Source organism: Flavobacterium sp. HSC-61S13 (assembly GCF_024171535.1).
Lineage (GTDB): Bacteria > Bacteroidota > Bacteroidia > Flavobacteriales > Flavobacteriaceae > Flavobacterium.
In genome coordinates, this window is record NZ_JALJZV010000019.1 from 1 (window position 1) to 12,343 (window position 12,343).

The 12,343-nt window shown below is 36.3% G+C and carries 12 protein-coding genes; 8 read left to right on the forward strand and 4 right to left on the reverse strand.

Going from position 1 to position 12,343, the window contains the following annotated elements; translation table 11 throughout:
- Positions 1-189: 189 nt before the first annotated feature.
- Complete coding sequence (locus L1275_RS14560) at positions 190-552, forward strand: four helix bundle protein (RefSeq protein ID WP_253474946.1); 363 nt, start codon at positions 190-192, stop codon at positions 550-552.
- A 107-nt stretch (positions 553-659) separates the two neighbouring features.
- Here L1275_RS14560 and rplT read toward each other — a convergent pair whose 3' ends face one another.
- The 4 genes from rplT to thrS form a co-directional block, all read right to left on the reverse strand.
- On the reverse strand, positions 660-1,004 hold the full coding sequence (rplT, locus tag L1275_RS14565; protein ID WP_253474949.1) for a 50S ribosomal protein L20: 345 nt from the start codon (positions 1,002-1,004) through the stop codon (positions 660-662).
- 102 nt (positions 1,005-1,106) lie between these two features.
- Positions 1,107-1,304, reverse strand: coding sequence for a 50S ribosomal protein L35 (gene rpmI / locus L1275_RS14570; RefSeq protein ID WP_253474952.1), 198 nt, complete (start codon positions 1,302-1,304; stop codon positions 1,107-1,109).
- A 61-nt stretch (positions 1,305-1,365) separates the two neighbouring features.
- Positions 1,366-1,896, reverse strand: coding sequence for a translation initiation factor IF-3 (gene infC, locus L1275_RS14575; protein WP_253474955.1), 531 nt, complete (start codon positions 1,894-1,896; stop codon positions 1,366-1,368).
- 70 nt (positions 1,897-1,966) lie between these two features.
- The gene (gene thrS / locus L1275_RS14580) at positions 1,967-3,913 is read right to left on the reverse strand and encodes a threonine--tRNA ligase (protein WP_253474958.1); all 1,947 of its coding nucleotides are present in this window, start codon (positions 3,911-3,913) and stop codon (positions 1,967-1,969) included.
- A gap of 220 nt (positions 3,914-4,133) precedes the next feature.
- Between thrS and L1275_RS14585 the strand changes: the two genes are divergently transcribed.
- From L1275_RS14585 to L1275_RS14615, 7 genes are all read left to right on the forward strand, one after another.
- Positions 4,134-5,108, forward strand: a complete 975-nt coding sequence (locus L1275_RS14585) for a GNAT family N-acetyltransferase (RefSeq protein WP_253474961.1) — start codon at positions 4,134-4,136, stop codon at positions 5,106-5,108.
- A complete protein-coding gene (locus L1275_RS14590) occupies positions 5,099-6,202 on the forward strand; it encodes a DegT/DnrJ/EryC1/StrS aminotransferase family protein (RefSeq protein ID WP_253474964.1) in 1,104 nt (367 codons plus the stop codon). The genes L1275_RS14585 and L1275_RS14590 overlap by 10 nt, the downstream gene beginning before the upstream one ends.
- A 45-nt stretch (positions 6,203-6,247) precedes the next feature.
- On the forward strand, positions 6,248-7,474 hold the full coding sequence (locus tag L1275_RS14595; RefSeq protein ID WP_253474967.1) for an oligosaccharide flippase family protein: 1,227 nt from the start codon (positions 6,248-6,250) through the stop codon (positions 7,472-7,474).
- A 95-nt stretch (positions 7,475-7,569) separates the two neighbouring features.
- Entirely contained in the window at positions 7,570-7,959 is a 390-nt protein-coding gene (locus L1275_RS14600; RefSeq protein ID WP_253474970.1) for an FdtA/QdtA family cupin domain-containing protein, read from the forward strand.
- Positions 7,960-8,124: 165 nt separating this feature from the next.
- Positions 8,125-9,228 carry a Glu/Leu/Phe/Val dehydrogenase gene (locus tag L1275_RS14605; RefSeq protein ID WP_253474989.1) on the forward strand — a complete coding sequence of 368 codons (1,104 nt, stop codon included), beginning with the start codon at positions 8,125-8,127 and terminating at the stop codon, positions 9,226-9,228.
- A gap of 342 nt (positions 9,229-9,570) precedes the next feature.
- Positions 9,571-10,491 carry a hypothetical protein gene (locus tag L1275_RS14610; RefSeq protein ID WP_253474992.1) on the forward strand — a complete coding sequence of 307 codons (921 nt, stop codon included), beginning with the start codon at positions 9,571-9,573 and terminating at the stop codon, positions 10,489-10,491.
- Positions 10,488-12,326, forward strand: a complete 1,839-nt coding sequence (locus L1275_RS14615; RefSeq protein WP_253474995.1) for a zinc-dependent metalloprotease — start codon at positions 10,488-10,490, stop codon at positions 12,324-12,326. The genes L1275_RS14610 and L1275_RS14615 overlap by 4 nt, the downstream gene beginning before the upstream one ends.
- Positions 12,327-12,343: the final 17 nt, after the last annotated feature.

Below are 12,343 nucleotides of genomic sequence, written 5' to 3' on the forward strand. Positions count from 1 at the left end.
TCGTAATTTGAGAGTCGTAATTTGAGAGTCGTAATTTGAGAGTCGTAATTTGAGAGTCGTAATTTGAGAGTCGTAATTTGAGAGTCGTAATTTGAGAGTCGTAATTTGAATGCGATTTTTGTTGTTAAGTTTGTTTTTTTATTTGATAATCAGTATACTAGTCCTCGTAAACTATTATATTGGAACATTATGAAAACACATAGGAATTTAGATGTTTGGAATAAATCAATACAATTAGTCACGGATATATATATGGTTACGAAGGCTTTTCCTCGGGAGGAGGTATATGGTTTGACCAATCAAATAAGGAGATCGGCTATATCAATTCCATCAAATATCTCAGAAGGATCAGCTAGGAAAGGATCTAAAGAATATATTCAATTTTTGTATATAGCCTTAGGTAGTAAAAATGAGTTGGAGACACAGGTTATTATTGCTTTTAATCTTGATTTTATTTCATTAGAGCAGCAAGAGGATCTGCTGTTTAAAATCGAAAATATTGGAAAAATGTTGAGTGGGTTGATAAAATATGTAAAAAGTAAGGAGCTTTAATCTTTCCTGACTTTCGATTACCAACTTACGACTCACGATTTTCGAAAAAAAAACCCGCAAAAAGCGGGTTTTTATATTAAGTAAGATAAAGCAGATTTGACAAACGTTTATTTTATTTTCGTGATGATAGCTGAAAAAGCTTCAGGGTGGTTCATAGCTAAATCTGCAAGAACTTTACGGTTCAATTCGATGTTGTTAGCTTTTACTTTCCCCATGAATTGTGAATAGCTTAAACCGTGAAGTCTAGCTCCAGCGTTTATACGCATAATCCACAATGCACGAAAGTTTCTCTTTTTTTGTTTTCTATCACGGTAAGCGTAAACCATGGCTTTTTCAACCGCGTTTTTAGCTACTGTCCAAACGTTTTTACGTCTTCCAAAGAAACCTTTGGCTTGCTTCAATATTCTTTTTCTTCGTGCTCTTGAAGCAACTGAATTTACTGATCTTGGCATATTTTAAATGTATTTTTGTAGTGGGCGGTTTTTTTCAAACACTTCTAAAGTTTTCTTTGCGCCACTCCAGGGTTATTAAATGATGTTAACCGTAAACAACGATTAGATTAATCTCAATTGTTGTTTAATGCTTTTCATATCTGATTGGTGAACCAAACCAGAATGTGTTAAAGCTAATTTACGCTTTTTAGATTTTTTAGTCAAAATGTGACTTTTAAAAGCATGTTTTCTCTTAATCTTTCCAGAACCAGTCACTTGAAAGCGTTTCTTGGCACTAGATTTAGTTTTCATTTTAGGCATTTTGTTCCTAGGTATTTGTGTTTATCTTACTTAATTATTTTGAAAATCCCGAATCGGAATTTTATTTTTTCTTTTTAGGAGCGATGAACATAGTCATTCTTTTTCCTTCCAGAACCGGCATGGATTCAACCTTACCAAATTCCTCCAAATCTTGTGCTAATCTCAGCAATAGAATTTGTCCTTGATCTTTATAGATGATAGAACGTCCTTTAAAGAATACGAATGCTTTTAATTTAGATCCCTCTTTAAGGAATTTAACCGCATTTTTCTTTTTAAATTCATAATCATGTTCATCAGTCTGAGGTCCAAAACGAATCTCTTTTACCGTAATCTGTGTAGATTTGGCTTTAAGCATTTTGTCCCGTTTCTTTTGCTCATAAAGAAATTTTTTGTAATCTATAATCTTACAAACGGGAGGCGCTGCATTGGGTGAAATTTCAACCAAGTCCAATTCTTGTTGCTCAGCCATCTGTAATGCTTGAGATGTTTTGTAAACACCTAATTCAACATTCTCTCCGACAAGTCGAACTTCAGGGACTCTAATTGCACTGTTAATACGATGCAAGTCTTTCTTTTCTACTCGGGGTTTCATCCCTCTATTATTTCTTATTGCTATGGCCTTATAATTTTAGTGCTTGTTTGACAAGCTGGTTATACTTTATTTAAAACGGTTGAACAGAACGGTTTACTTCATCTTTTACAAGTTGAATAAATTCTTCTATTTTCATCGTCTGATTTGACTTTCCATCATCTCCGTGTCTACGCACAGAAACCGTTCCATTTCGCTCTTCTTCTTCTCCTACAATCAGCATAAACGGGTACTTTTGAACTTCTGCCTCTCTAATCTTTCTACCAATCGTTTCATTTCGGTGATCGTTCAGGGCGCGAATTTCGTCATTTTCTAGCAAATCTAAAACTTTTTTAGCATATATTTCATATTTCTCACTCAAAGACAGTATGATAGCCTGATTCGGCATCAACCAAAGTGGGAAATTTCCTGCTGTATGCTCTAAAAGAATAGCGATAAAACGTTCCATTGAACCAAAAGGGGCTCTGTGAATCATCACCGGACGGTGCAATTCATTGTCAGACCCTTTGTAAGTCAAGTCAAAACGCTCCGGTAAATTGTAATCCACCTGAATGGTTCCCAATTGCCAGTTTCTTCCCAAGGCATCCTTAACCATAAAGTCTAACTTAGGACCGTAGAAGGCAGCTTCGCCTGTTTCAATCACATAATTTAAACCTTTGTCTTTGGCGGCATTGATAATCGCTTGTTCCGCTTTTTCCCAGTTTTCTAAAGAACCGATATACTTATCTGGTGTGTTCAAATCACGTACAGATACTTGTGCTGTAAAGTTCTCGAAGCCCAAAGAGCTGAAAACGTATAAAACCAAGTCTATTACTTTTTTGAACTCTTCGTCCAATTGATCTGGAGTACAGAAAATATGGGCATCATCTTGAGTGAAGCCTCTCACACGGGTTAAACCGTGTAATTCACCAGATTGCTCGTATCTATAAACGGTACCAAATTCAGCATATCTCTTTGGTAGGTCTTTATACGACCAAGGTTTGGTATTGTAAATCTCACAGTGGTGAGGACAGTTCATCGGTTTTAATAAAAACTCTTCTCCTTCTACAGGAGTGTGGATCGGTTGGAAGCTGTCGGCACCGTATTTGGCGTAATGGCCAGAGGTAACATACAATTCCTTTTGTCCGATATGTGGTGTTACTACTTGTTCGTAACCCGCTTTTTTCTGAGCTTTTCTCAAGAATTGTTCCAGACGATCGCGCAAAGCAGCTCCTTTAGGTAACCACAACGGTAAACCTTGACCTACTTTTTGTGAAAAAGCAAACAATTCTAATTCTTTACCTAGTTTTCGGTGATCGCGTTTTTTAGCTTCCTCTAATAGGGCTAAATACTCTGTTAAGTCTTTTTGTTTTGGAAATGAAATCCCGTAAACACGTGTTAACTGTTTGTTTTTCTCATCACCTCTCCAGTAAGCCCCAGCAATGGAAAGTACTTTAAAAGCTTTGATGATTCCCGTGTTTGGAATATGACCTCCACGACATAAATCTGTAAAAGTAGCATGGTCACAGAAGGTAATTGTACCGTCTGCTAAATTTTCGATCAACTCAACCTTGTAAGGGTTTTCTTCTTTTTTATAAAAATCTAATGCTTCTGCTTTAGTAGCAGAGCGCATAGTGAATTCGTGTTTTCCTCTAGCGATTTCGAGTACCTTATCTTCAATTTTTTTGAAATCGGCATCGGTTACTTTGTTGTCTCCAAAATCTACATCATAGTAGAATCCATTTTCAATGGCGGGTCCGATGGTTAATTTGATACCTGGATACAATTCCTGTAAGGCTTGTGCCATAACGTGAGAAGTAGAATGCCAAAAAGCTTTTTTACCCTCAACATCATTCCAGCTAAATAAAACTAAACTACCGTCGGTCGTCAGTGGTGTGGTCGTTTCGATGGTGGTACCATTGAAGTTTGCAGAAATGATATTTCTGGCTAAACCTTCGCTTATACTTTGTGCAACATCAAAAGGAGTGCTTCCTGAAGAAAACTCCTTCACTGAACCGTCTGGTAATGTAATTTTTATCATAATTAACTTTAAAATAATATAAGGTGCAAATATACTGTTTTTACTCTATCCGTACAACTTTATAGCGCAGCAAGATCGTTGATTTAGCGTCAAAAATAAGTATTTTCTACCTTTGTAGGTGTTATCGATTTAATTTTCTAAAAGAAAACTTAAAAAAACGGTCAAATTCAAGGCTGTTTTGTTTTTAAATTGTTATTTTACGACCTAATTTTACAGGGCTTTGAACGAATTTTCTATTATAATTTACGATAGGTCTCATTTTGAGGAATGGAATAATTTTATTGCCAAGGCAAAAAATGCAACTTTTTTGTTTCATCGGGATTTTATGGAGTATCATCAGGATCGATTCACCGATTATTCATTGATGGTTTATAAGAAGGATATTTTAGTGGCTGTTTTACCTGCTACGGTTGAAAAAGACGTGTTGACCTCGCATGCAGGCTTGACTTATGGCGGTTTGATTTGTGCGTCAAACATCAGGTCTCAGACTTTTTTTGAAGCTTTTGCGACGGTGTTAGAATTTCTGGAACAGCGTCAGATCAGCAATCTGGAAATAAAGGTAATACCGGTAATGTATAATACTGATTTCGCCGATGAACTCGAGTATATTTCTTTTGTGACTGAAGCGACTTTAAGGCGTCGTGATTTGTTGTCGGTAATCGATTTGGCAAAACCGACCAGTTTTGGAAGTAATAAAAAGTCTGAAATAAAGAAGGCGATCAAGAATCATTTGACCGTGTTGGAAACGGACGATATGAGTGATTTTTGGGAGCAAGTATTAGTTCCGAATTTGGAGCGTAAATATCACAAATCACCTGTTCATACTTTGGAGGAGATTCAAATATTGAAAGGTTTTTTTCCGAATCAAATTCGGCAGTTTAACGTGTACGCTGATCGGATTATCGGCGGAGCTATGGTTTTTGAAACGGAAACTACAGCACATGTTCAATACATTGCTGGAGTGGATGGCTATAATAATTTGGGAGGACTGGATTTACTCCATGCGCATTTGATCGAAAACGTATTTGCCGGTAAGCAATTTTTTGACTTCGGTATTAGTAATGAGGAAGAGGGGCGAAAGCTGAACAAGGGTTTATTGTACTGGAAGGAAGGGTTTGGTGCTAGAGCTGTGGTTCAAAATTTTTATAGAATTAAAACTACAAACCATTTAAAATTGAAACAGCTATGGATTTAATTCCGTTTTTAAACTTACAAAAGATCAATCAGCCTTTTGAAGTAGCTTTTTTGGATAAGACGAAGCAGCTTTTTGAAAAAGGATGGTTTGTGCTTGGTGATGAAGTCATGAGTTTTGAACATGACTTTGCCAAGTATTGTCGGGTACCTTTTTGTGTGGGAGTGGGAAATGGCTTGGATGCCTTAATGTTGATTTTCAGGGCTTATATAGCTATGGGGAAACTGCATAAGGGAGACGAGGTTATTGTTCCTGCGAATACGTATATAGCTAGTATTTTGGCTTTGATTCACAACGATTTAGTTCCAGTGTTGGCAGAACCGGATTTGGATACCTATAATTTGTCTTTAGAATCTGTTAAGGAGAAGATAACCGATAAAACCAGGGCTATTTTAATGGTGCATCTTTATGGGCAGATTTCTGAAGCTCAGGAGATGGTTGATTTTGCACGTGAAAATCATTTGCTTTTAATCGAAGATGCTGCCCAAGCACACGGAGCTGTTTTTGGAGAACACTTTGCGGGATCAATTGGCGATGCTGCTGGATTTAGTTTTTATCCCGGTAAAAACCTTGGAGCCTTAGGAGATGCGGGTTGTGTAACGACTCACGATGCGCTACTTGCCGAAAAAATTAGAATTTTAAGGAATTATGGTTCAGAAATTAAATATCAAAATAAATTATTGGGTTTTAACTCGCGTTTAGACGAGATTCAAGCAGCTTTTTTAAATATTAAGCTACCTTTTTTAAACCAACACAACCACGAACGTCAAATCATCGCTCACCGATATTTGACAGAAATCGATAATTACAAGATTATTTTACCCAAAGTAGTCGATAGAAAAGCGCATGTTTTTCATCTGTTTGTAGTGCGGGTTTCTGATCGAATTGCATTTCAGAATTTTTTATTGAAAAACGACATACAGACCCTGATACATTACCCTATACCGCCGCATCATCAAAAAGCGATGGCTTCCTATCGAAAAATGCATTTACCCGTGACGGAGCTTATCCATCAAGAAGTGGTTAGTATACCGATGAGTCCGGTGTTGACAGAGCAAGAAGTGAGTCACATTATCGATGTTATAAACAGTTACTAACTATTGAATGCTTTTAGAAAAATAATATCCAGCAAGCTTTTTCAGGTGAGTATTTTAAATAATATCAACTTGTTGATTCGCATGTTGACCGGTATAATAACCGCCAAATTAATTGCGGTTTATGTTGGGCCCGCCGGAATGGCTTTGATGGGGAATTTTCGGAATTTCCTAACTTCTCTTGAGTCGGTATCTACCTTGGGATTTCAAAATGGAATCGTCAAGTATATTTCGGAATACCGGACGGATGAACAGAAAAAGTCTCAGTTCATAGCGGTTTTGGTGGTAGCTATTGCGATTTTCTCGCTGTTGATTAGTGGGGTTTCTTTTGTTTTTCGGCAACGGTTAAGCGATTATATCTTTGATGAAGGATTGTCCTTTTCGTTTTTATTTGTTGTTTTGGCCTGTGTTTTTCCCATTCAAGCATTTAATATTGTTTTTATATCCATCATCAACGGTTTAGAGCGTTATAGAACCTTGATGACGATCAATATCGTTGGCAATTTATTGGGGTTTGCTATAAGTGCTTTGTTGGTGTATTATTGGACTTTAAACGGGGCGTTGTTGGCACTGATGTTAGCACCTGCTTTTGTAGGGTTGATTTCCTTTGTCGGTATTCGGAAGGATTTAATAAATAGTCTAAAAATAGACCGCAGATCGTTTAACTTTCAACTGCTGAAACCTTTATTTGTCTATTCGATCATGGCGTTGTTTACGGGTTTTGTAGCACCGCTGGTGTCTTTTTATATACGAACATACCTCATTGATCATCAAGGTATCGATGCAGCGGGTTATTGGGAAGCAACCAATAGGATATCCAATTTTTATATGATGTTTATAAATTCGCTGATTGCGGTATATTTTTTACCCAAATTGTCTTTGGGGAATCGCGAAATTATTAGAAAAGAAATCAAGTACTACTTCATTTGGATATTGCCGATCTTCGCATTGGGTTTATTGATGATATATCAATTTCGAACTGCGGTAATCACGCTGTTGATGTCTGAGGAATTTTTAGCGGTATCGTATATCTTATCCTGGCAATTACTGGGAGACTTTTTCAAAGCGGTCTCGTTGATTTTTGGTATACTGTTTTATGCTAAAAGGATAGTCATTGCTTATCTGATTACGGAAAGCTTATCGTTTCTGACTTTGGTAATGTCGAGTGTTTTTCTGATTGATCATTATGGTATTGAAGGAGCTACGATGGCGCACGCCTGTACTTATTTTATTTATTTAGGACTTTTGATCTTTTATTTTAGGAAAAAGATTTAGTTCTTTAGCTATTGATTGCAGTAGGTGTGGCGGTTATTGTAGATATTGAAAATCGCCCAGATAGCTGTGTTGTTTAATAAATTAGTTTTTAAATCATGAATATTCGCATTATAGATCTTCCGAAAATCGAAGATCCACGGGGGAATCTTTCGGTTATCGAAAAGGATATTATCCCCTTTATGATTAAACGGGTCTATTATTTGTACGATGTTCCATCAGGAGCGGAACGGGGAGGGCATGCGCATATAGAGCAAAGTGCCTTTTTAGTTGCGCTTTCTGGCAGTTTTGATGTAATTCTTCACGACGGGATCATGGAGCAGACTGTTACTTTAAATCGCCCAAATAAGGGCTTATTGATACCTCATGGAGTTTGGCGTGAACTAAAGAACTTTTCGTCGGGTTCGGTGTGCTTGGTCGTATCTTCGGACGAATTTGATGAAGCGGATTATATACGCGATTTTGATTTGTTTTTAAAATCCAAGTAAGGACGCGGACTTGTTGTTTGTGAAGAATTTTTGGAGTATGTCCGTTGTAGTTATTTTATTTATTAATGTTTTATAATTGTCCATTTCATTGTGTTATTAGGAATTAAACCTTAAATTTGAAATAGGATTTTGAATAATCAGAAATTTTTAATTAAAACATTTGGTATGGCTACAGAATTAATTAAAGCAAAAGAACTTTATAAAATTGACCCAGTTTTTGGGCAACTATCGTTTGATGATCACGAAGAAATTGTGTTTTGTTACGATAAGGATAGTGGATTAAAAGCTATAATAGGGGTTCATAATACGGTATTAGGTCCAGCTTTGGGTGGAACCAGAATGTGGAATTATGCTAACGAATGGGAGGCATTAAATGATGTGCTGCGATTGTCTCGCGGTATGACCTACAAGTCCGCCATAACCGGTTTGGATTTAGGAGGAGGAAAAGCAGTTATTATCGGAGATTCCAAAAAGGATAAAACTCCTGAAATGATTAAGAAATTCGGAGAATATGTAAACTCTCTGGGTGGGAAATACATCACGGCAGAGGATGTCGGTTCAACTACTCAGGATATGGATATGATACGTGATGTCACTCCCTATGTCACTGGGATTTCGGAGTCTAGAGGTGGATCTGGAAACCCTTCGCCAGTTACGGCTTACGGTGTGTTTATGGGACTTAAAGCTGCGACTAAACATCAATTCGGCAGTGATGCACTGCAAGGTAAAAAAGTATTGGTACAAGGTATAGGACATGTGGGAGAAACCCTAGTGGATTACCTGACTAAAGAAGGAGCGGTAGTTCAAATTATCGACATTAATGAAGCTAGAGTAAAAGAGGTCAGCGAAAAGTATGGCGCTAAAATCTTTACGGGTGCTGATATTTACAGTGCAGATGTGGACATCTACTCGCCGTGTGCGTTGGGTGCAACAATCAACGACGATACCGTTATTAAAATCAAGGCTAAGGTGATTGCTGGTGCAGCAAACAACCAATTGGCCAATGATAAGGTACACGGTCAGATTTTAAAAGATCGCGGCATTTCTTATGCTCCTGATTTTTTGATTAATGCCGGTGGAATTATCAATGTTTACGGTGAAATCGTAGGATATGGAAAAGAAGAAGCGATGCGTAGAACTGAAAACATTTACCACACTACTTTAGAAATCTTCTTATACGCAGAAAAGAATAATATAACCACGCAACAGGCCGCTATGAAAATAGCTCAGGATCGAATCGATGCGAGAAAAAAGGAAGCGAAAAAATAAAATAGATAATATTTTTTATTAGGAAAAGCACCATTGATAGCAATGGTGCTTTTTTATTAAATAGTTTTAACGATACGGGATATTCAGAAAGCAAAATGAGTTTATTTTTAATATTTTATTTATAATTTAAGTGTTTTTGTTATTGTAATGCTGTTTTTTAGATTGTTTTTTTAGTTTATTTTTAGTAAAAACAAGTATTTTTAATGATTTATTATTTTAATTACTTTGAGCTCATTGATCAGTTTATATAATTAAATCGTTTTTTAGTAAAAATATATTTCCAGTTTAAAAAAAACTTGTAAAGCGTTATATTTAAAGGTATTAACTTTAAAATTATGTTTTATGAAAATCAAGATTTTATTATTAGCCGTGTTTACCAACACTGTTTTGTTTGGGCAAAATCAGCCTTTAATCAATAATACATTTCCAAGTGCAGGAAATGTCGGGATTGGTACCCTTATGCCGACGGCAAAATTGGATGTCTTAGGTAATATCAAGACTGTAAATATGGAGGTGCAGGGTGACTTCAATAATAATCGGGCGTATTTGTCTATTGGCTCTTTATTGGGATCTTATGGTCGACGCACATTTAATTACTACCATAGGCCTAAATCTTGGACGAATGAAGGTTTGAATTCATTTGCAGCATTTGAGCTAGCTGATGAAAATAACGTAAATCGATTTAGGTTAGATATGGTGAGTAATAGTCATACAGCTATTGTTCTGAGACATCGGGATGGCAGTGAGGCGATAAAACTGTCTGAAGGGACTAGCTTTGGCGATTACATCCATATGCCAAATAGTAATTCTCGTATTGTGATCGGAGGATGGGGAAGTGATTTTCCAGGAAATAATCTGATTGTTCGCAGTGGTGATACCAGATTAGAAGAAAATGTGTATGTCGGTAAAAGCATGGGCATTGGAACTAATAATTTCTTCGATGGTTCTACACTATATAAATTATCGGTGAAGGGGAAAATTCGCGCAGAAGAGGTTAAGGTGTATACTACTTGGGCCGATTATGTTTTTGACGATGCTTACTTTCTAAAACCCTTAGAGGAAGTGGAAATTTTTATTAAGAAAAACGGACACCTTCCCAATGTGCCATCGGGTGCTGTCATAGAAGAAGAAGGATTAAACTTAGGAGAGATTTCTAAAATCCAGCAGGAAAAGATAGAAGAACTGACCTTGTATATTATTGAGTTAAACAAGGAATTGAAACAGCTTCGTAAAGATGTTGATTCTAAATCAGTGAAGCTATGAGATGGGAAAAATTACTATTAATGGGGGTTTTTCTATTGACTTTTTTTGAAGGTTATAGTCAATCCTATATGGTTTATGAGGAAATACAGCGCCGTAAATCCGCAGTTGATATTAGATCATTTGAGCAACCTTTTTTAGTAGCTAGAGATGCAAGGCATTTAGTAACCGAATTTAAAAAAGTACTTTTCGATACGGAAGATTTGCAATTGTATGAATACCAAACCACAGACTTGCTTAATAAGGAAATACTAGGTATTGTAAAGTTTAAAATTGCTTATCGCAAGCAAATATTTGATATAGAGGTTTTTGAAATGTCAGACGGATTAGATGATTTGGTAGTAATAAATGGAAATGGTGATGAAGTGAAAGTAGATCTTAAAGTAAAGGTATTTCGGGGAATCTTGGCAAATGAGGAGAAAAGTTTAGTTTCGCTGACTTTTTTTGAAGACCAAGTTAGTGGATTTATCTCTTCTCCAACTTATGGAGACTATAATATAGAAAAACTATCAAATAACTCGCTAATTGCTATTTACCCAGTAGATAATATCAGTGTAATAAATGATTTTAAATGTGGTGTAGTCGAAGAGTCCGTTCATAATAAAGTTCCTGCCACTGACGACATTTCTGCTCGTGATTCAAATAAATGTGTCAACTTATATTTTGAAACGCGATTCGATATATTCCAAGACTGGAAAAGTATATCTAAAGTAGTTGAATATGTAGTTGTTTTATATACCCAAACGGAATCTTTATTTTATAACGATGGGATTAGGACAAAACTTTCCACTATTAGAGTTTGGGATGTTCAAGATCCGTATGGTATAGGGTTTCAAACCACGTCCGATTTGTTGACTCGATTTAATGCTATTCGAACTGTTTATAATGGTGATCTAGCACAGCTCTTAACCTATGAAACATCGGGAGGTAGGGCTTTTGTGGGTGGTTTATGCCAGTCGTATAGTCATAGCGTTTCTGGTGTGCGTAAGAATACAGCCGTTTTTCCTAATTATAGTTGGAATACAATTGTTATTTCACATGAGTTTGGACACCTTCTCGGATCAGAACATACCCATGGATGTTATTGGGGTTTTAGTGGTAAGGATGTTATTGATGGTTGTGGACAAACAGCTGATATCATACAATATAATGAAAATTGTGGAGAGGCAGGGTATAATTATATCGGGCTGCTACCTCCTAAAGGTGGGGGAACAATTATGAGTTATTGCCATGTTTTAGGCAATGTCGGAATAAGTTTAAATAATGGATTCGGATGGCAACCGGGTAATGTAATCCGTAATAAGGTATACTCGTCACCTTGTTTGAGATCTTGTAATAATTGTCCGGAGAACCTAACCATTACGAAAAGAGTTAATCAGGGGCAACAAGATTTTTCTAAAGCTGGAGTCTTAACTGCAAGAAATATTGTTGCTGGAACTGCTGTGTACACGGCTTCTGATTACGTAGTGTTAACACCGGGTTTTCACGCAAGAGAAGGGTCTGTATTTCAAGCCTACATAATGGATTGCAATACTAGTACTTCTAGTGCATTCAAGGAGGTTGTGTTTGATGAAGGTACTTTAAGCCAACAAGTAGAATCTAAAAAACTAATTTTATATCCGAATCCTACAACAGGCACTTTTTATGTCACTTATCCTTTTGAAGAGCGCTATAGTTACTATATTGAAATATATGATATTAAAGGAAAAAAAGTTTTAGAACAAAAACTGAATAAAGACAATAATAAAGTATTTTTAAATCAATCTTTTAAGGGGGTGTATTCTATTCGTTTTTATGAAAATGACAAGGTAATTATCGATAAGATTATTCTGAAATAACTATTAAAAGACCAACT